This is a genomic window from Lysobacter enzymogenes, from assembly GCF_023617245.1.
GTDB classification, from domain to species: Bacteria; Pseudomonadota; Gammaproteobacteria; order Xanthomonadales; family Xanthomonadaceae; genus Lysobacter; species Lysobacter yananisis.
In genome coordinates this window covers 2,948,015-2,968,444 of the sequence record NZ_CP067396.1, presented here as the reverse complement: position 1 = coordinate 2,968,444, position 20,430 = coordinate 2,948,015, and the positions used below count along the sequence as shown (strand labels likewise).

Annotated in this window: 14 protein-coding genes; 8 read left to right on the top strand and 6 right to left on the bottom strand. The window is 68.5% G+C overall.

The features are described 5' to 3' along the window. Positions 1–79: 79 nt before the first annotated feature. The 4 genes from tssA to JHW41_RS12530 all read right to left on the bottom strand — a co-directional run bounded on the left by tssA (position 80) and on the right by JHW41_RS12530 (position 5,496). Positions 80–1,099, bottom strand: coding sequence for a type VI secretion system protein TssA (tssA, locus tag JHW41_RS12545; RefSeq protein ID WP_250450518.1), 1,020 nt, complete (start codon positions 1,097–1,099; stop codon positions 80–82). Next, a complete protein-coding gene (locus JHW41_RS12540; RefSeq protein ID WP_250450508.1) occupies positions 1,096–2,097 on the bottom strand; it encodes a LysR family transcriptional regulator in 1,002 nt (333 codons plus the stop codon). The genes tssA and JHW41_RS12540 overlap by 4 nt, the downstream gene beginning before the upstream one ends. Before the next feature lie 151 nt (positions 2,098–2,248). Beyond that, positions 2,249–4,657 (bottom strand): DAHL domain-containing protein, encoded by a 2,409-nt coding sequence (locus JHW41_RS12535; protein WP_250450506.1) that lies wholly within the window; start codon positions 4,655–4,657, stop codon positions 2,249–2,251. A gap of 101 nt (positions 4,658–4,758) precedes the next feature. Next, positions 4,759–5,496: a response regulator gene (locus JHW41_RS12530; protein WP_057947663.1), complete on the bottom strand. Its 738-nt coding sequence runs from the start codon at positions 5,494–5,496 to the stop codon at positions 4,759–4,761. Positions 5,497–5,927: 431 nt separating this feature from the next. Here JHW41_RS12530 and JHW41_RS12525 point away from each other — a divergent pair, with 431 nt between their 5' ends. The 5 genes from JHW41_RS12525 (at position 5,928) to JHW41_RS12505 (ending at position 14,938) form a co-directional block, all read left to right on the top strand. Beyond that, on the top strand, positions 5,928–6,536 hold the full coding sequence (locus JHW41_RS12525; RefSeq protein ID WP_250450504.1) for a hypothetical protein: 609 nt from the start codon (positions 5,928–5,930) through the stop codon (positions 6,534–6,536). A gap of 108 nt (positions 6,537–6,644) precedes the next feature. Next, positions 6,645–6,842, top strand: a complete 198-nt coding sequence (locus tag JHW41_RS12520) for a CsbD family protein (protein ID WP_057947664.1) — start codon at positions 6,645–6,647, stop codon at positions 6,840–6,842. A 691-nt stretch (positions 6,843–7,533) separates the two neighbouring features. Further along, positions 7,534–8,724, top strand: coding sequence for an efflux RND transporter periplasmic adaptor subunit (locus JHW41_RS12515; RefSeq protein ID WP_250450502.1), 1,191 nt, complete (start codon positions 7,534–7,536; stop codon positions 8,722–8,724). Next, entirely contained in the window at positions 8,721–11,861 is a 3,141-nt protein-coding gene (locus tag JHW41_RS12510) for a multidrug efflux RND transporter permease subunit (protein ID WP_250450500.1), read from the top strand. Before JHW41_RS12515 ends, JHW41_RS12510 begins: the two co-directional genes overlap by 4 nt. Beyond that, positions 11,858–14,938, top strand: coding sequence for an efflux RND transporter permease subunit (locus JHW41_RS12505; protein WP_250450497.1), 3,081 nt, complete (start codon positions 11,858–11,860; stop codon positions 14,936–14,938). The genes JHW41_RS12510 and JHW41_RS12505 overlap by 4 nt, the downstream gene beginning before the upstream one ends. Here the strand turns inward: JHW41_RS12505 and JHW41_RS12500 are convergent. Continuing rightward, positions 14,913–16,133 (bottom strand): hypothetical protein, encoded by a 1,221-nt coding sequence (locus JHW41_RS12500; protein ID WP_250450488.1) that lies wholly within the window; start codon positions 16,131–16,133, stop codon positions 14,913–14,915. The two genes, JHW41_RS12505 and JHW41_RS12500, sit on opposite strands and share 26 nt — an antisense overlap. A 100-nt stretch (positions 16,134–16,233) precedes the next feature. Next, entirely contained in the window at positions 16,234–16,830 is a 597-nt protein-coding gene (locus tag JHW41_RS12495; RefSeq protein WP_250450486.1) for an N-acetylmuramidase family protein, read from the bottom strand. Positions 16,831–17,291: 461 nt separating this feature from the next. On the opposite strand from JHW41_RS12495, the gene JHW41_RS12490 reads away from it, so the two are divergent. From JHW41_RS12490 to JHW41_RS12480, 3 genes are read left to right on the top strand one after another with little or no spacing between them, the layout of a single operon-like run. Continuing rightward, positions 17,292–18,116: a hydroxypyruvate isomerase family protein gene (locus JHW41_RS12490; RefSeq protein WP_250450982.1), complete on the top strand. Its 825-nt coding sequence runs from the start codon at positions 17,292–17,294 to the stop codon at positions 18,114–18,116. A gap of 28 nt (positions 18,117–18,144) precedes the next feature. After that, the gene (locus JHW41_RS12485; protein WP_250450484.1) at positions 18,145–19,830 is read left to right on the top strand and encodes a GMC oxidoreductase; all 1,686 of its coding nucleotides are present in this window, start codon (positions 18,145–18,147) and stop codon (positions 19,828–19,830) included. After that, on the top strand, positions 19,830–20,405 hold the full coding sequence (locus JHW41_RS12480; RefSeq protein ID WP_343226616.1) for a gluconate 2-dehydrogenase subunit 3 family protein: 576 nt from the start codon (positions 19,830–19,832) through the stop codon (positions 20,403–20,405). Before JHW41_RS12485 ends, JHW41_RS12480 begins: the two co-directional genes overlap by 1 nt. Positions 20,406–20,430 lie beyond the last annotated feature (25 nt).

Below are 20,430 nucleotides of genomic sequence, written 5' to 3'. Positions count from 1 at the left end.
TGAAACGGCTCGAATGGAGCCGTTCGATTCGACCGGTCCGACTGCCGCAAGCCCGCCCGCGGCGACCGCGGACGAAGGTTCAATCGTCGTGGTTCTGCCCGGAAATCACTTGCAGCTGGGAAATCCCGTCCGGCGCGAGGTCGCGCATGAGCCCGGCGAAATCCAGCCCGACCAGGCGTTGCGCCCGGCGCAGCAGCAGCGGCACCGGGCTGGAAGGTTCCACCCGCGCGTAGTAGTCGCAAATCTGGTCGATCGCGCGGCGCACGTCCTCGGGACGCTCGATGCCCTGGCGTCCCGACGCAGCCGGCGCGGTCGCGGCGCCGTCGTCCGCGCTCGCCGCTTCGGCGACCGCGGCCGAGGCGTCGCGTTCCAGCAGCGCCGGATGAACGAACGCGCGCAGCTCGCGCAACTCGCGCAGCAGCGCGGCGAAATCCGGGCCCGACAACGAAGTGCGTTCGCCGAATACATCCGCCATCGCGCCGAGGTCGGCGATGGCGCCGGCGAGCGCCGCGTCCAGCGCGGACAGTTCCTGCAGCGGGCATTCGCGCAGGCAGGCTTCCATCGCCGACAGGCCGGGCAGGCCGGCCGCATCGGCCGGGTCGATCTTCAGCGTGCCCTGGGCGATGCGCAGTTCGCGCAGCGAGAAGTGCGCCGGGTGCGAGCCGCGGAACAAGCGCGCGCCGCGCAGGTAGGACAGCATGCGCTCGTTGTCGGCCAAGCCGGCGACCGCGTTGATGCGCTCGGTGGGATCGTCGTTCTCGCTCGGGTCCAGGCGCGGATGCACGCTGTCCCAATGGTGTTCCAGCAGCGCACGCATCAACGCCACGCCTTGCGCCCAACCGGCCACGCCGTCCAGATGCAGACGCGCCGCGCACCAGTGCACGGCCACGCGCAGGTCCTTGGACCGTTGCAGCAGCGCATCGGCCTGGTCGGCGATGCGCTGCCATTCGATCGGTTCCGAGGCGATGGTGCCGGCGCCGAGGGTGCGTTCCGGCCGCGGCTCGGCCAACTCTTCCAGCGTCTGGAAGTCCGGGTCGTATTCCAGGTTCGGGCCGCACGGTTCGTCGCCGTCGAGCGGCTGCAACAGGCGCTCGCTCATTGCACCGCTCCGGGGACGACGGCGGCGAGCAGGCGTTCGACCGCGCCGGTGCGGGCCTCGCGCGGCAACGGCGCGGCCGCATCGTCGGCGTCGAAGCCGAATCGATGTTCGCGCAGCCGGCGGTGCAGCGGATCGCGGTCGCTGCGCCGGTGCCAGGCGATCACCAGCGGCATCGGCGGCAAGGCGAACGGCAATTCGCAGCAGGCCAGCCCTTCGCTGGCCGGATCGGCGGCGAGCATGCTCAGCGGCACGGTGGCCACCATGTCGGTTTCCAGCAGGATGTCGCGCACATTGCTCCAATGCGGCAGCTGCACCGCGACGCTGCGCCGGTGGCCGCGACCGAGCAGGCAGTCGTCGATCGGCGCGCCGTCCTGTCCCGGCTCGCTCACCACCACGTGCTGCAGCGCGCAGTACTCCGCCAGCGCGGGCGCGTGGACGCCGCGCGGATGCCGCAGGCGCTGGACCATCACGTAGCGGTCGTCGCCGAGCTTGCGGAAGCGCAGCGCCGGCGGCAGCTGGATCGACGAGCCCAGCAGCAGATCCAACTCGCCGTTCTCGAACTGGGCCAGCAGGTCCGGCTCCTGCGCGCGCACGAAGCACAGGCGCAGCCGCACATCGTCGAATTCGCAGCGCTGGGCGTGGCGGACCAGGCGCGCGGCGAGTGCGGCGATGGCTTCGGTATTGCCGCCGATCTTGAAGCTCACCTCGCTGGCCGCGGACTTGCGCTCCTCGCGGCGGCGCCCGATCGACTTGAGCTTGTCCATCGCTTCGCGCAGCGGCGCCGCCAACTCGACCGCCTTGGGCGTGGCGACCATGCCGCGGCCGGTGTCCGACGGGGTCAGCAACGGATCGTCGAACAACACCCGCAGCCGCGCCAGTTGCGAGGACAGCGCCGGCTGGCTGATGTGCAGGCGGCGCGCGGCGTGGGTGACGTTCTTGAGTTCGAGCAGGGCGTCCAGGGACACCAGCAGGGACAGATCGGTCGGTCGGAGGGTCATGAACGCGTCGATGGCGGGCGAGGGGCGATAGGCGTGGGGTTCCTGGGCGGTGTCCTTACCTGGGCTGCGTCGGACAGCATCCGTCATTGGTTGCTCGCTCACAGATTATGTGCCTACGGCTACCAGCCGATTTCCGTCCCGGCTGGTTTTGTTACATATGTAACGCGCCGGGCCTGTACCCGTAATCCTGGCTCGAACGCGCCAGCGCGCGCGCCAGCGATTCGGCTCGCACCGGCGCGCGGAGGATTTCGGCGACCGCGTAGCCCAGGTCCGGCGCCGGCGTCAGGCCCGGGTTGTGCAGGGCCAGCAGGATCGGGCGTCCGGGCAGCAGCGCGTGCAGCGTCGCGACCTCGCCGGCGGCGCAACGCGCGTCTTCGGACTGGACCAACGCGCCGTCGAAATGATCGGTGCGCTCGGCGATCGCGTGCGCGGCATGGTCGGCATCGGCATAGCCGATCGGCTCGTGGCCCAGCGCCGCGAGCAGGTCCTCCAGGCGCTCGCGCGCGGCGGGGTCCGCGCACAGCACCAGCCAGGTCTCGTGGCCGTCGCCGGCGGCGCAGTCGCCCTCGCACAGCGGCAAATCCACCACGAAGCGGGTACCCAGCCCGGGCCGGCTGTCGACCTGGATGCGGCCGTTGTGATTGCCGACGATCTGCTTGACCGTGGCCAGGCCCAGGCCGGTGCCGCCTTTGCGGGTGGTGAAGAACGGGTCGAAAATGCGGTCCAGCTGCGGCGCCGGAATGCCCACGCCGCGATCGATCACTTCGATGCGCACCCGTTCCGGCGCGGACTCGCCATCGATGCGGGTCACCTGGATGAGGATCGGCCCGCGCATCGACATCGCCTGGGCCGCGTTGGTGCCCAGGTTGAGGATCACCTGCTGCAGCTGGGCCGGATTGCCCCATACCTGCAACGCGGACGGCGCTGGGCGCAGCTCGAACTCCACGCTCGCCGGCAGGGCCGCGACCAGCAGCGAGCGGCTGCGTTTGGCCAGCTCGTTGATCTCCACCGGCCGCACGTGGTGGTTCTGGGTGCGGCCGAAACTCAGGATCGCTTCGACCAGTTCGGCCGCGTGCTCGAGCGCGCGGCCGATCTCTGCCAGATTGGCCTGCGCGTGGGCGTGCGGCGCCAGCCGCAGCTGCGCGGTTTCGACGTTGCCGCGGATCGCGCCGATGATGTTGTTGAAGTTGTGCGAGATGCCGCTGGCCATGGTGCCGATGGTTTCCATGTCGCGGGCGCGGCCGAGCCGGTGTTCGAGCACGCGCGCCTCGTCTTCCAGGCGCTGGCGTTCCAGCGCGTCGGCCAGGGTATCGAGCGCCGAGCGCAGCAGGACGAATTCGGAGTAGGCCGCGGCGCTGGCGCGCTGGCGCGGCCGGGTGCAGCACAACAGCGCGGTGGCGCCCGACTCCGAGCGTCGGCGCAGGCACAGCCAGCGCGCCCGACGCAGCGGCGCGCGGTCGCCGGCGCGCAGCTCCACGCTGCGCCCGCGCTCGTCGACGACGAAAGCGTCGTGGCCCGGTCCCGCGCCGGGCGGGGCGCCGGCGATCAGCGCCTGGGCGAACGCGGCGAAGGCCGGATCCTCCGCGCCCGACCACGAACGCGGCCGCGCCTGGCCGCAGGACAGCACCAGCCCGGTCTCGACGTTGCCCAGCGACTGCGACAGGCGGGCGAGGCTGGCGGCGACGACCGCATCGGTCCTGGCACGTTCGCAGCCGAGCAGGTCGCGCGAGATCGCCATCATCAGGCGGTCGAACTCCGAACGCCGGCGCAGCGCGCGGGCGCGCTCGTGCAGCATCTTGGCCAGGTACACCAGGGTCGCCAGCATGGCGATGGCGAGCAGGATCAGGCCGCTGCGCGCCTGCAACGAACGTTCGGCCAAGCTTTCGCGATGCCGCGCCAGGTAGGTCTGCACCGCGGCATAGCTGGGCAGGTGCGGCAGCGGCTGCAGCTTGAGGATCGTCGCATGCGTCTGCGGCAGCAGCTGCGCCAGTTCGCGCGCGTGCACGAGCAACGGACCGGCGCCGCCGGCCTGCGCCATCGCGTCGAAGCGTTGGTGCACTTCGCGCAGGGCGTCCACGCTGTCGTCCTGGCACAGCCGGTGGACCGAGCCGGTCAACGCGCCGATCGCGCGCACCGCGCGGACATCGCGTTCGGCCGCCAGTTGCCGGCCGCTCTCGGCCGAGAAGGTGCGCATGGCATCCGACAGCAGCGCGTTCTGCACGCGAAAGCGCGCCAGCTGGATCTGCTTGGCCTCGTAGTCGCCCGCCAGGCGGACGATGCGCGCGCCCAGTTCGGCGTCCGCGCGCGCCAGCCGGCGCAGCCTCTCCAGCGCATCGCGCGCGCGACGGTCGCCGGCGAACAGGCCGCGGTAATCGCGCAACGCGCCGATGCGGGTCTTCAGCACGTCGCTCTCGATGTCGGTATCGGCCATCTTCAGCGCCGCCAGCGCGCTCAGCGAGCGGTCGCAGCGCTGGATCGCGCCGTCGAGGGAGTAGATGTACAACGCCAGCGACAGCAGCGCGGCCAGCATCGTCGCGCTTATGAAGACGATGGTCTTCATGGCGTTGGGTCAGCCGGCCGCGCCGCCGCGGGCGCCGATCCGCGACGCGGCCTGGCCGACGATCCGGCCGCTCGCCGCTAACGCCCGCGCCGCGGCCCCGCTCAAATGCACTCCACCGCAGGCGCGAACACGTAGCCGTGCCCGCGCTGGGTGACGATCACCTGCGGATTGACCGGATCGCGTTCGAGCTTGCGCCGCAGCCGCAGGATCTGCACGTCGATGCTGCGGTCGAACACGTCGTCGTGGATGCGGGTGGTGCGCAGCAGATGGTCGCGGCTCAGCGGCCTGCCCGGCGCGTCGATGAAGGCGCACAGCAGCGCGTGCTCGCCCTTGGTCAGGACCACCGATTCGCCCTCGGGCGAGGTCAGCGCGCGCGCGGCGCGGTCGAACTGCCAGTCGTTCCAGCGGTAGATCGCGCGCTTGGCCGCCTGCACGCCGGCCATCAGCGAGGCCGAATGCCGGCGCAGCACCGCGCGCACGCGCGCGGTCAGCTCGTGCAGGCCGAACGGCTTGGGCATGTAGTCGTCGGCGCCGAGCTCGAGGCCGACGACGCGATCGATCTCGTCGCGGCGGTGCCCGGTCATGATGATCACCGGAACGTCGGAATCGCGACGCAACGCGCGCAACAGGTCCAGGCCGTTCTCCTGCCGCAGCATCAGGTCCAGCAGCACGATGTCGTGGCTGCGCTGCCGCATCGATTCGCTCATCTCGGCGCTGTCGGTGGCCGCGTAGGCGTCCATGCCCTGGGTGCGGATATGCCCCATGATGACGTGCGCCAGCGCCTGGTCGTCCTCGACCACCAACACCTTGGGACGTTGCGACTGTTCTGGAAGTAGCATCGATACGACCTGTCACGATGATGATGCGATACGGCGGAGGCGGCGGAGTCGACAGATACAGCGGCCTGGGCGATGGGCGATCCGGTCGCGCGGCCGCGGCGCGCCGCCGCACGCGGCGGATGCGCACACAGGCCGCAGGAGGGCAGGGTAGAAGCGCGCGGGAGCGCGAATGCCGCGGCGGACCGGCGCACCGCCGCCGCGGACCGGGACGCAGCGCCCGCATGCGGCGCATCGCGTCCTGCATTCCCGACACGAAAACTTCGAATCCCCCTGAACCTCGTTCGCCGCGCAAACTTTTCCGCCGATCAGTGTGCGGTCCAAAGCTTGCGCAAAGCTTGCGATCCGAATTTCCGCAACATTCATGACAGCGCTGTCATTTTTTGCGTCAGGAATCTTATCCCATTGCGCGATCAAGTGTCGAGGCAAGTCGATTGTTTGATCGGATCCGCATTTTCTTTGGCGACAAGTTCGTTTTGCGCGCCGAAGGCATGGATTTCAGGTGCGTTCGATCACAGATGCGGATTGCGTACGGCGCGTTCGCTCGCCTCGCCGCGCCGCGGTTCGTTGCGTGTTGCGACGACCGCCAATCGAATAATTTATTGCAAGCGCATGAAACGCAGTCGTCTAAATCGAATGGCGTCGACAAGCGAATATCGTATACGGCTGCCGAAGCCGCTGTTCGCGCCTGCGATAGATGCCTTCGTCGACCTGATCGGCCCATGCTTTTCAAGGGACGCTTCGTCGGCGTTTTCCGAGCCCATCATTCGCTGCTGCGCGATACGATCTGTTTTTCGCTAGCGGCTGCAAATAGCTGCCCGATAGCGCGGAGCCTACGTCGTCGATACGAAGACATCGGAAAAGTCGCCGCCAATTCCGATAGTGAGAAGAGAACGCACCGCCTGAGGCGGTCGTTACTCACGCCTCACGAAACGCACGCAATCACGCTCTGCGATGACGCCAGTCGCATTGCTCAGCACATCTCGCCGTCGTTGATCAAAGCGATCCAAAGCTCGATGAAATTCCAGTGGAAAAATGACTGAATCGTTCAGTCGAATGCTCACGCATCGGCAACAGGCGCATCGACACACTGCATCCAACCCGAGCGCTTCTTCGCTCGCGTTTCCAACTCAACTATGCGGAGCATCGTCATGAACAAGGACATCATTGCCGGCAAGTGGACGCAGCTGAAGGGTCAGGCCAAGGCCAAGTGGGGCGACTTGACCGACGACGATCTGGATGTCGCGGAAGGCAACGCGCAGTACCTAGCCGGCAAGCTGCAGGAGAAGTACGGCTGGGCGAAGGATCGCGCCGAAAAGGAAGTCAAGGACTTCAGCGACTCGTTGTAACGGGTCCGCGCTTACGGATCGACGAAGACGAAGGGGCGGCCCAGGCCGCCCCTTCGTTTTTTGGGGCTGGTGTCGGCGAAAGGATCGCAGGACGCGCGAGGGGAGCTGCGCATTCGACGGCGTCACTGGAAAGCGCTGAGAGCAGACATCGCGGGGATCGCGGAGCGGCATAAGCGACTCGCTGCAGAGAGCGGTGACCCTAGGGGATCGTAGTCGAGGTGCGTACGACGCCCGCTGCGCCGGTTCGGTGCGCGCGATCTCGTGTCGGCGTAATGGCGGCGCGCACGAAGGAATCCGCCGCGCGCTCCGAGCAAAGTCGGTAGTCGGCTTGGACATCGCGCCGCGCGTCGCGGGGCAATCCCACGCCGACACGCCGCATGCGCCATCAGGCGAAACGAAAACCGGCCGAGCGCCCAGCGCGCCGACAAAGCTGCGGATCGCCCGCGCGACGCGCACCGCTTTGCCGTATCGGGCGCCCGGTACAAACGCAAACAGCGCAGGCCGCGGCGGCGTGCCATACTGAGAGATAACGAGACTCGTTCTCATTTGCGGCAGCCGGGGATTCGTAGCCGCCACCGCCGTCCCGATCCGTCCTTTGCCGGCCGCGCGCTTGCGCCGCCGCCGCATGGCCGTCGTCGGCCTCGCGGCCGCGGCGTCCTTCCTTTCGCCTATCGATCCGCTCCGAACGCCCATGCCTATCGCTCCGCCGTCGTCGCCGAAATCCCGTCTTTTCATCGCTGCCGCGGTCTGCGCGGCGCTCGCCGCGATGCTGGCGTGGCGATTCTGGCCGTCGGCGCCGGCCGCCGCCGCCGCGGAACAGGCCGCCGTGCCGGTGCGCGCGGCGGCGGCCAAGCGCGAGAGTTTCGCCGTCACCCTCAAGGCCCTCGGCACGGTCACGCCGCTGAGCTACGTGACCCTGCGCAGCCGGGTCGAGGGCGAACTGGTCGAAGTCGCGTTCCAGGAAGGCCAACAGGTCAGGGCGGGGCAGTTGCTCGCGCGCATCGATCCGAGCACCTATCAAGTGCAACTGGCCAAGGCCGAAGGACAGCAGCAGGAGAATCTGGCGACGCTGGACAACGCTCGGCGCGAACTGGCGCGTTATCGCGAACTCAAGTCCGGCCACTACGTCTCGGCCCAGGACGTCAGCAATCGCGAAGCGCAGGTGCGCCAGCTCGAAGGCCGTCGCCGCAGCGATCAAGCCGCGGTCGACGAAGCGCGAGTGCGCCTGGGACATACCCGGATCGTGGCGCCGGTGTCCGGGCGCGTGGGCCTGCGCGGCATCGACCAAGGCAATCTGGTCGGCGCCGGCAATACCGCCGGCGAGGCCATCGCCAGCATCGCCCAGACCTCGCCGATCAGCGTGATGTTCACCGTCGCCGAAAACGAACTGCCGGCCTTGCTGGAGGCGGTGCGCCGCCAGCCGGACCTGCCGGTGGAGGCGTGGGACCGCGAGGAACGCACCCGCCTGGCCAGCGGCCGCGTGGCCAGCATCGACAACCGCATCGACAGCGCCACCGGCACGTTGCGCATCCGCGCCGTGTTCGAAAACGCCGATGCCGCGCTGTTTCCGCAGCAGTTCGTCAACGTGCGCCTGAGCACCCAGCGCAGCGACGCGGTGGTGATTCCCGACGCCGCGGTGCAGTTCGGCGCCAAGGGCAACTACGTGTTCGTGATCGGCGCCGACAGCAAGGTCGCGATCCGGCCGCTCAAACTCGGCGCGGCCCAGGACGGGCGCATCGCCGTGCACGAAGGGCTCAAGCCGGACGAGCGGGTGGTGCTGGAAGGCCTGGACCGCTTGCGCGAGGGCAGCGCGGTCGAAGTGATCGCCGACGCGGCCGCCGGCGGTCCGGCCGCCGCCGCGCCAGCCGCCGGCAGCCGATGAATCTGTCGCGCATTTTCATCCTGCGGCCGATCGCCACCACCCTGGCGATGATCGCGCTGCTGCTGTCGGGGCTGCTGGCCTATCGCCTGCTGCCCGCGGCCGCGCTGCCGCAGGTGGATTACCCGATCGTGCAGGTGTCGACCTTCTATCCCGGCGCCAGCCCGACGGTGATGGCGGCGGCGGTGACCGCGCCGCTGGAGCGCCGGCTCGGCCAGATCCCGGGCCTCGCGCAGATGTCGTCGTCCAGTTCGTCCGGCGCATCGGTGATCACCTTGCAGTTCTCGCTCGAGGTCGATCTCGGCGTGGCCGAACAGGAAGTGCAGGCGGCGATCAACGCCGCCAGCGGCCTGCTGCCCGACGACCTGCCGATGCCGCCGGTGTACCGCAAGGTCAATCCCGCCGACGCGCCGGTGCTGACCTTGGCGGTGAGCTCGGACACGCTGTCCTTGCCCGAACTCTACGATCTGATCGACACCCGCGTGGCCCAGCGCATCGCCCAATTGCCGGGCGTGGGCATGGTCGCGCTCGCCGGCGGACAACGCCCGGCGGTGCGGGTGCAGGTCAATCCGGTGGCGCTGGCCGCGAACGGTTTGAGCGTGGCCGAGGTGCGCAAGGCCATCGGCGCGGCCAACATCAACGCGCCCAAGGGCAGCTTCGACGGTCCGACCCGCGCGATCATGCTCGACGCCAACGACCAGTTGCGCTCGCCGCAGGAATACCGCGACTTGGTGCTGCGCTGGCGCGACGGCGCGCCGTTGCGCCTGGGCGATGTCGCCAGCGTCGAGGACGGCGCCGAGAACCGCATGCTGGCGGCGTGGTCGGGTCGGCGGCCGGCGATCCTGGTCAACATCCAGCGCCAGCCCGGCGCCAACGTGATCGACGTGGTCGACCGGGTGCGCGCGTTGCTGCCGCAGTTGTCGGCCAGCCTGCCGGCCGGGGCCGAAGTCAGCGTGCTAGGCGACCGCACCGAATCGATCCGCGCCTCGATCCGCGGCGTGCAGAAGGAACTGGCGCTGGCGATCGCGCTGGTGGTGATGGTGACCCTGCTGTTCCTGCGCAACGTGCCGGCCACGCTGATCCCCAGCGTGGCGGTGCCGCTGTCGCTGGTGGGCAGCTTCGGGGTGATGTACCTGTCCGGTTTCTCGCTCAACAACCTCAGCCTGATGGCGCTGACCATCGCCACCGGCTTCGTGGTCGACGACGCGATCGTGATGCTGGAGAACATCGCCCGCCACCTGGAGCGCGGCGAGAAACCGCTCGACGCGGCGCTCAAGGGCGCGCGCCAGATCGGCTTCACCCTGATCTCGCTGACGTTCTCGCTGATCGCGGTGCTGATCCCGCTGCTGTTCATGGGCGATGTGGTCGGCAAGCTGTTCCACGAGTTCGCGATCACCCTGGCGGTGGCAATCGCGATCTCGCTGGTGGTGTCGCTGACCCTCACGCCGATGATGTGCGCGCTGTTCCTGCGCCACGGCCATCCGGGCCGGCGCGAACAGGACGGGCAAGATCCGAACGGACGGGATCAGGCGCGCCACCGCAAGCCCGATCCGTTCGACCGCATGATCGCCCATTACGACCGCGGCCTGGACTGGGTGCTGCGCCACCAGGGCTGGACCCTGCTGGCGACCCTGGCGACCTTGCTGTTGACCGCGGCCCTGTACCTCGCGGTGCCCAAGGGCTTCTTCCCGATCCAGGACACCGGCCTGATCCAGGGCGTGACCCAGGCGCCGCAATCGGTGTCGTTCGCAGCGATGGCGCAGCGCCAGCAGGCGGTCGCCGCGACGCTGCTCGACGATCCCGACGTGGCCGGGCTGTCTTCGTTCATCGGCGTCGACGGACAGAACGCCACGCTCAACAGCGGGCGGATGCTGATCTATCTCAAGCCGCACGGCCAGCGCGAGGCCGCCGCCGGCGAGATCCTGCAGCGCTTGAAGCAACGCGCGGCGCGGGTCGCCGGCATCGAGCTGTACCTGCAGCCGGCGCAGGAGCTGAGCCTGGACGACCGCATCGGCCGCACCCAGTATCAGCTCAGCCTCACCGCGCCGAGCGAACAGGCGCTGGGCGACTGGACCGAGCGCCTGCTGCAGCGCCTGCAGCGCGAACCGGCCCTGGCCGGAGCGACCAGCGAACTGCAGCGTGACGGTCTGCAGGCGTACGTGGAGATCGACCGCGCCGCCGCCGCGCGGCTGGGCGTCAGCGTGGCCGACGTCGCCGACGCGCTTTACGACGCGTTCGGCCAGCGCCAGGTTTCGACCATGTTCACCCAGGCCAACCAGTACCGCGTGGTGCTGGAAGCGCGGCCGCAGTTCCAGCGCGGGCCGCAGGACATCGGCCGCATCCACGTCGCCGGCGCCGACGGCGAGCCGGTGCCGCTGTCGGCGATCGCGCGGGTCGAGCAACGCCCGGCGGCGCTGCTGATCCAGCAGATCGGCCAGTTCCCGGCGACCGTGGTGTCCTTCGACCTGGCCCCGGGCGCGTCGCTGGATCGCGCGGTCGCGGCGATCGAGCGCGCCTGGGCGGAACTGGACGCACCGGCCTCGGTGCAGCTGCAGTTCCAGGGCGCGGCCGGCGCGTTCCGCGATTCGCTGTCGAGCACGCTGTGGCTGGTGCTGGCCGCGGTGCTGGTGATGTACATCGTGCTGGGGGTGCTGTACGAGAGCTACATCCATCCGATCACGATCCTGTCGACCTTGCCCTCGGCCACGGTCGGCGCCTTGCTGGCGCTGTGGCTGAGCGGGCGCAGCCTCGACCTGATCGCGATCATCGGCATCGTGCTGTTGATCGGCCTGGTCAAGAAGAACGCGATCATGATGATCGACTTCGCCCTGGAGGCCGAGCGCGGCCAGGGCATGAGTCCGCGCGAGGCGATCCGGCAGGCCGCGCTGCTGCGTTTCCGGCCGATCCTGATGACCACGCTGGCGGCGTTGTTCGGCGCGGTGCCGCTGATGTTCGCCAGCGGCTCGGGCGCCGAGTTGCGCCAGCCGCTGGGCTGGGTGATGGTCGGCGGCCTGTTGCTGAGCCAGTTGCTGACGGTGTTCACCACGCCGGCGATCTATCTGTTCTTCGACCGCATCGCGCGCCGCCGTTCCGCCGCGTCGGCGACCGAGGCCGACGCGCCCGGTCCGGCCACGGCATGAACGTGGCCGGCGTGTTCATCCGCCGCCCGGTCGCGACCGTGCTGTTGGCGGTCGCGGTGGTGCTGGCCGGACTGCTGGCGTACGCGCGACTGCCGGTGGCGCCGTTGCCGCAAGTCGACTATCCCAGCATCCAGGTCTGGGCCGAGTTGCCCGGCGCCAGCCCCGAATCGATGGCCGCGACCATCGCCACGCCGCTGGAGCGCGCGCTCGGCAGCATTCCGGGCATCGTCGAGATCGAGTCGAGCAGTTCGCAGGGCGCCACCGAGATCGAACTGACCTTCGCCCTGGGACGCGACATCGAGGCGGCCGCGCGTGAGGTGCAGGCGGCGATCAACGCCGCGCGCTCGCAACTGCCGGCCGGGATGCCGGAGATGCCGCAGTTCGGCAAATCCACGCCGTCGCAGGCGCCGATCATGGCGCTCGCGCTGAGTTCGCCGCGGCATACGCCGGGCCAGCTCTACGACATGGCGGCGAGCCTGCTGAGCGCGCGCGTCGCCCAGATTCCCGGCGTGGCCAAGGTCGAACTCGGCGGCGGTTCGCTGCCGGCGGTACGGGTGGCGCTGGACCCGAACGCGCTCAATCATCACGGCATCGCCCTGGACGAGGTCGCCGCAGCGATCCGCAGGGCGCATACGCTGCGGCCGCTGGGCGAAGTAGGCGACGCGCACCGGCGCTGGCAGATCGAAGCGCCCCAGCAGCTCTCGCGCGCGCAGGAATTCGCGCCGCTGATCGTGGCCTGGCGCGACGGCCGGCCGGTGCGGCTGGGCGACGTGGCGAGCGTCGGCGAAGGCGTGGAGAACCGTTACGCCGCCGGCTTCCACAACGACCGCGACGCGGTGCTGATGGTGATCACCCGCCAGCCCGACGCCAACATCGTCGAGACCATCGACGCGGTGCGCGCGCGGCTGCCGGCGCTGCAGGCGCTGCTGCCGCCGGACGTCAGCATGACGGTCACCGCCGAGCGTTCGCCGAGCATCCGCGCGACCCTGGCCGAGGCGCGAACGACTTTGATCCTGGCCATCGCCCTGGTCGCGCTGGTGGTGTTCGCGTTCCTCGGCGACGTGCGCGCGGCGCTGCTGCCGACGCTGTCGATCCCGGTCGCGCTGTTCGGCGCGCTGGCGGTGATCTGGCTGTGCGGGTTCTCGCTCAACACCTTGTCGTTGATGGCCTTGATCGTGGCCAGCGTGCTGGTGGTGGACGACGCCATCGTGGTGCTGGAGAACATCGCCCGCCACCGCGAGGCCGGCCTGTCGCCGGTGCAGGCGGCGCTGCGCGGCGCAGGCGAGGTCGGCTCGACCCTGCTGTCGATGAACCTGGCGCTGGCGGCGGTGTTCGTCTCGATCATGTTCGTCGACGACTTCGCCCGGCTGTTGTTCCGCGAGTTCTCGATCACCCTGGTCGCGGCGATGGCGGTGTCGGTGGCGGTATCGCTGAGCCTGACCCCGAGCCTGTGCGCGCGCCTATCCGGCGGCCGACCCGCGGACGCGGGGCCGCGGGGCCGCACCGACGCGGCCTTCCAGCGCCTGCGCCGCGGCTATGCGCGTTCGCTGGCCGCCGCGTTGCGCCGTTGGCCGTGGCTGGCGCTGGGGTTCGCGGCTTTGCTCGGCCTCAATCTGTGGCTGTTCGCGGCGGTGCCCAAGGGCGTGGTGCCCAGCCAGGACACCGGCCAGCTGCGCGGTTTCGCCCGCGGCGACGACGGGCTGTCGTTCCAGGTCATGCAGCCCAAAATCGCGCAGTACCGCGAACTGCTGACCCAGGACCCGGCGATCTCGCACATCGGCGGCTTCATCGGCGGCGACAACGGCATCAACAACGCCTTCATCCTGGTCAACCTCAAGCCGCTGAGCGAGCGCAAGGCCTCCAGCGACGAGATCATGGCGCGCCTGCGCGAGAAGATGCCCAAGGTGCCGGGCGGCGTGCTGTGGCTGTGGGTCGATCAGGACATCAACCTGCCCGGCGACGGCGACGAAGGCGGGCACGAACTGATCCTGATGTCCGACAGCGTGGCGCGCCTGCGCGAATGGACGCCGAAGGTGCGCAACGCGCTGGCCCGGCTGCCGCAGCTGGCCGACGTCGAGTCCAGCGGCGACGAGGGCGCACGCCAGGTGGTGCTGGACATCGACCGCACCGCGGCGGCGCGGCTGGGCGTGGACATGCGCACGATCGCCACGGTGCTGGACAATTCCTTCAGCCAGCGCCAGATCGCGACCCGCTACGAGCGCCTGAACCAGTACCGGGTGGTGCTGGAGCTCGACCCGCGCCTGACCCGCAGCCCCGACACCTTGCAGCGCGTGCATGCGCTCAACGCCGCGGGCGAACGGGTGCCGCTGTCGGCGTTCGCGTCGATGCGTTACCGGATCGCGCCGGACCGGATCAACCACACCGACCAGTTCGCCGCCGCCACCGTATCCTTCGCGCTGGCGCCGGGCGCCAGCCTGCAGCAGGCCAGCGACGCGATCGGGCGCGCCATGGCCGGGGTCATGCTGCCCAGCGACGTGCGCGCGCGCCTGGGCGGGCAAGCCGGCGATCTCGACCAGCGCGGCCAGCGCTTCGCCTGGCTGATCCTCGGCGCGATGCTCGCGGTGTACCTGCTGCTCGGCATGCTCTACGAGAGCTGGCTGCAACCGCTGACCATCCTGTCGACGCTGCCGGCGGCCGGCCTCGGCGCGCTGGCCGCGCTGTACGCGTTCGGCGGCGAACTCAACCTGATCTCGCTGCTGGGCCTGTTCCTGCTGGTGGGCGTGGTGATGAAGAACACCATCCTGATGGTCGACTTCGCCCTGGCCGGCCAGCGCGAGCGCGGCCTGGACGCGCGCGAGGCGGCGATCGAGGCGGCGACGCTGCGCTTGCGGCCGATCCTGATGACCACGCTGGCGGCGCTGCTCGGCACCGCGCCGCTGCTGCTGTCGACGGGGGAGGGCTGGGAGATGCGGCGGCCGCTCGGACTGGCCATCGTCGGCGGGCTGATCGTCAGCCAGTGGCTGACGCTCTACACCACGCCGTGCATCTATCTGCTGCTGTCGCGGTGGAGCGATCCGGTGCGGCGGGACGCTACTCCTGTCGTTCGGGAAACTTGAATCCGATGTAGGTGCCCGAACTCAGCCCCATCAGTCCCAGCAGCGTGGCGCTGAATTCCGGCATCGCCAGGCTGTTGTAGACGCTGGATACGAACATGATGCCGAGCACGATGGTCCAGGCGAAAATCTGGAAGCGATGGAAGGAGTACCCGTCGCGGTCGGCCATGACGTCGCGCAGGAATCCGCGCGTGGCGCGCGCCGTTTTTTTCGAATCCAGCGATGAGAACCGGTGCGTCGCCTGGGTCAGCCGCGCGCGCGCGGCCTGGATTTTCCCGTCCAGTTGCTCGCGCTGGGCGATCTCGTCGGGCGTGGCCGCGGCGCCGGCGTCCAGTCCGGCGCGTTCCAGCTTCAAATCGGCGATGGTCTTTTCGAGCTCGCGCCGCTCCGCCGAAAGGTTCCAGCTTCGCTCCGAGTGCGCCGAATCCTTGCTGGAGTCGATCAGCGCTTCGCTCAACGCCGTGCCGGCGCTGATTCCCATCAGCCCCAGCAGCGACGGGGTAATCGTGTCCAGCATGTCGGTGATCAGCCAGATCACCAGGTAAGACACGTAGATCAGAAAGAACCAGAAGGCCATCTGGGTGCGCCCCAGGTTGTACGCCTTGGGACTGCCGTCGGCCGGCGCGGCGCCCGGCTCGCGGATGATGCTGGTGCTGCGCGCCAGCCGTATGAACAGGATCAAGGTGAGGGAGGCCACCAGCGCCGCGGTCGCGCCGAACACAGGCGAAATGACCGTCATCAGCAGCGGATTGGTTTTGTCGTGCACGGTTTCGAAGGGCGCGTGATCCTCCAGGCCGATGCTGAACCTCACCGGCCGCCGCATGCTGTCGGGCGCGCCCAGCAGATCCGTCCAGTGCTCCTTGCTTTCCGGAGTTATCTTCAGATGGAAATAGATGCGGCCCTCGTGCGGGTGGACTTCCTCGGGGTAGTTGCCGCGGATCGCCCTGCCTTCGATGAAAGGCACCAGTTTGGCGGGGTCGTGGGTCGCCGCCCACTCTTTCAGGTTGGCGACCGTGACCTCGGCGATGTCGTCGAGCTGCAGCACGCCGTCGACGGCGGATACTTTCGGCGCCGGCGTCGGCGCGGGATCGCCCAGGCTGGCATCGACGGCGGCAGCGGGTGCCGCGTCGTCCGGGGCGCCGGACGCCAGCGCGCTGGCCGGCGCGGTCATGCCGTACAGCAGCGCGAGCCCCAGCACGCAGGCGGGAATCAGCCAATGTCGAGCCGGTTCCAGCATGACCGTCTCCTCACGAATCCAACAACCTAGGCCGTCCCGCCCGACCGGGCGGGCGGTTCGCTCATGGGCTGCGGCCGCCGAACCGCAGATAGGCGGTCGCGAGCTTGGTGTCGTAGCTGTTCTTGGCGAAACCCAGCCCGTTGTACGCGGCCGCGAAACCTTTCCAGTCCTTGTTGCGCAGCGCATCCAACAGCCCCGGGCGGCGGATGAAACTGGAGAAGGCCGCCAGCTGCGCCTCCGCGCTCTGCTTGTGCGCGGTAACGAAGGCTTCGATGTCGTCGAATCCGCACATCGCGAAGTTGAAGCCCATGATCTGGAACGCGCCCCAGCTCGCGGACTCCAGGGCGGCGCCGCGATCGAGCGCGCAGGCGGCATCCAGCCGCTTCCATTCGCCGGCGACCGAGCCGGAATACTTGCTCCGGTCCCAGTGCGGGTAGCTCAGTTCTGGATGGCTTGCGTCGAAGCGTCCCTGGGTCTGGCGATGGAACACGTGGCCTTCGAACAGGACCTTGGGCAACTGCGAGGGCGGCCGCATGAATCCGCCGCCGGACGATTCGACTTCCGCGACCGCTTTCAGGCAGGCCTCGTCGACTCCCAGCCGCTCTGCCAGATCCTTCCACGCCTGCGGTGAGACAATTCGGTTCATGGCCGTTTCCACTGGGCTGCCGTTGTGCGAAGAGCGCGGCGACGGCGCGGATGTGCGCCCGCGCGATGAAACGCTGCGGGCGATCGTTCGACGGTCCGCGTCCGATGTCGCTCGTCTCCGAGTTCAACGTCGATCGCTCCGGCTCGTGAATCGCGGTTCGCCCGCGCATCGGTTTCGTGGTGCTTTGCAGCATGATTTCGTCCGAACACTCGCACCCGAAGGCGTTCGTTCCCCCTTGTGCGCAATCGATTGCATTCCGAGGAATTTTGCGGTTTCATGCCGGCAGCGAAGCTCAGCGGCTGGATCTCCATCCGCTCGATCGATTCGAAGCATCGACTGCCGGTGCGCATCCCGTCGCGACGCGATGCTTCGAAAGATTTGTCTGAGCGACCTTTCGGTTATGGCTTCAGGAAGCGCAGATGAGCTTTATGAACCCGAAGATCACGCGGCGAAACGCGATCCGCGCCGCGGCAATGGCCGGCCTCGGACTCGCCGCCGCCGCGGTCGCGCCCGGCATCGCTGCCCCGGCCCCGCTGAAGGGCCGGCTGAAGCACTCCGTCGCCCGCTGGACGTTCCCGAAGCAGTCGGTCGCCGAGCTTTGCCGGACGGTGAAGGACATCGGCTTTTCCGCCGTCGACCTGGTCGGCCCCGAAGACTGGCCGACCCTGAAGGCCCACGGCGTGTTCAGTTCGATGTGCAACGGCGCCGAACTCGGGCTGAAAAACGGCTTCGCCGGCAAGGAATTCCACGACCAGTTGGTGGAGCGCTACACCCGCCACATCGATCTGGTCGCCGATGCCGGTTACCGCAACCTGATCTGCTTTTCCGGCAACCGCAACGGCATGGATCCCCAGCAGGGCCTGGCCAACGCCGAGGCCGGGCTCAAGCGTATCCTCGGGCACGCCGAAAAGCGCGGCGTCGTGCTGGTGATGGAACTGCTCAACTCCAGGGTGGACCACCCCGACTATCTGTGCGATCGCTCCGCCTGGGGCGTCGCGCTGTGCGAGCGGATCGGCTCGGACCACTTCGGCCTGCTCTACGACATCTACCACATGCAGATCATGGAAGGCGACATCATCGCCACCATCGGCAAGCACCATTCGTGGTTCAAGCACTACCACACCGCGGGCGTTCCCGGTCGGCACGAGATCGGCGCGAACCAGGAACTCAACTATCCCGCCATCTGTCGCGCGATCCGCGACACCGGCTTCGACGGTTACCTGGCGCAGGAGTTCATGCCAGAAGCGCCGGACCCGGTCGAATCGCTGCGCGAGGCGATACGCCTGTGCGACGTCTGAAAACGATATCCACCTTGGGAAAGCTCTCATGGCAGACAATCATTACGACGCGATCGTCGTCGGATCGGGCATCAGCGGCGGCTGGGCGGCCAAGGAGCTGACCGAAAAGGGGCTCAAGGTCCTGATGCTGGAACGCGGCCGCAACATCGAGCACGTCAAGGGCTACGTCAATGCGATGAAGGAGGCCTGGGATTACCCGCACCGCACCTGGGCGACCCAGGAGATGAAGGCGGCGTTCCCGGTGCTCAAGCGCGACTACCCGTTGGCCGAAGACACCGCCGGGATGTGGGCCGACGAAAAGGACTGTCCGTACACCGAAACCAAGCGCTTCGACTGGTTTCGCGGCTATCACGTAGGCGGCCGCTCGCTGATGTGGGGTCGGCAAAGCTATCGCCTGTCGGACCTGGATTTCGAGGCGAACCTCAAGGACGGCATCGCCACCGACTGGCCGATCCGTTACGCCGACATCGCGCCGTGGTACGACTACGTCGAGAAATTCGCCGGCATCGCCGGCACCGTCGAGGGACTGGACGTCCTGCCCGACGGCCAGTTCCTGCCGCCGATCCCGTTGAACATCGTCGAGAAAGACGTGGCGGCGCGGATAAAGAAGGCGTTCGGCGGCAGCCGCCATCTGATCCACTCGCGCACCGCGAACATCACCGAGCCCAAGCCGGAGCAGGGCCGGGTCAATTGCCAGTACCGCAACAAATGCATCCTGGGCTGCCCGTTCGGCGCCTACTTCTCGACCCAGTCGGCGACGCTGCCGGCGGCGATGAAGACCGGCAACCTGACCTTGCGTCCGTTCTCGATCGTCAAGCAAGTGCTGTACGACAAGGACCGCAAGCGCGCGCGCGGGGTCGAGATCATCGACGCCGAAAGCGGCCAGACCTACGAATACACCGCCAAGGTCGTCTTCATCAACGCATCGGCGTTCAATTCGACCTGGCTGCTGATGAACTCGGCCACCGATGTGTGGGAAGGCGGTCTGGGCTCGGCTTCGGGCGAGTTGGGACACAACGTGATGGACCATCATTTCCGCGTCGGCGCGTCCGGTTGGGTCGAGGGCTTCGAGGACAAGTACTACTTCGGCCGCCGGCCGTGCGGCTTCTACATTCCGCGTTTCCGCAACCTGGGCCGGGAGAAGCGCGACTACGTACGCGGCTTCGGCTACCAGGGATCGGCCAGCCGCAGCGGCTGGTCGCGCGACATCGCCGAGCTCAGCGTCGGCGCCGACCTCAAGGACGCCTTGAGCGTCCCGGGCGATTGGTCCATCGGCATGACCGGGTTCGGCGAGATGCTGCCGTATCACGACAACACGATCGGCCTCGATCCGCAGCGCAAGGACAAGTGGGGGTTGCCGGTGCTGGCGATGGACGTGAGCCTGCGCAAGAACGAGCGGGCGATGCGCAAGGACATGGGCGCGGACGCGGCCGAAATGCTGGAGGCCGCCGGCGTCAAGAACGTCAAGGTGCACGAGAGCGACTACGCCCCGGGCATGGCCATCCATGAAATGGGCACGGCGCGGATGGGGCGCGACCGCAGGAATTCGGTGTTGAACATGCACAATCAGGTCTGGGACGCGCCGAACGTCTATGTCACCGACGGCGCCTGCATGACTTCCAGCGCCTGCGTGAACCCGTCGCTGACCTACATGGCGCTGACCGCGCGCGCGGCGGACCATGCCGTGCGCGAACTCAAGGCGGGGAACCTGTGATGGAACGTCGCGAACTGTTGAAGATGATCGCCGCCGCGACCGGCGCGGCCATGATCGGCGTACCGGCGTTCGTCTACGGGCAGGCGCCGGCGCCGAGCGGGAACAGCGCCTTTTCCGCGGACGAAGTGGCCAGGCTCGACGAAATCGCCGACACCATCCTGCCGCGGACCAAGACGCCTGGGGCTAAAGACGCCGACGTCGGCGCGTTCATGGCGACGTTCGTGACCGATTGCTACACGCCCGAATACCAGGCGATTTTCCATGCGGGGCTGGTCGAGATCGACAAGCGCGCGGGCGGGCGTTTCGTGTCGCTGTCGCCGCAGGCTCGCAGCGAATTGCTGCGCGTCCTGGACGGCGAGGCCGGGCGGCGGATCAACTCGATGGCGGTAGCCACCGGCGGTGCCACTGCCAACGCCGTGAAGCCGCATTACTTCACCATGATCAAGCAGTTGACGCTGTTCGGTTTCTTCACCTCCAAGGTCGGCGCGACCCAGGCGCTGCGCTACGTCGCGGTGCCCGGACGCTACGACGGCGCCGCGGTCTACGAGCCGGGCACGCCGGCATGGGCGACCTGATGGCGCGCCGGCACATCCGCGTCGC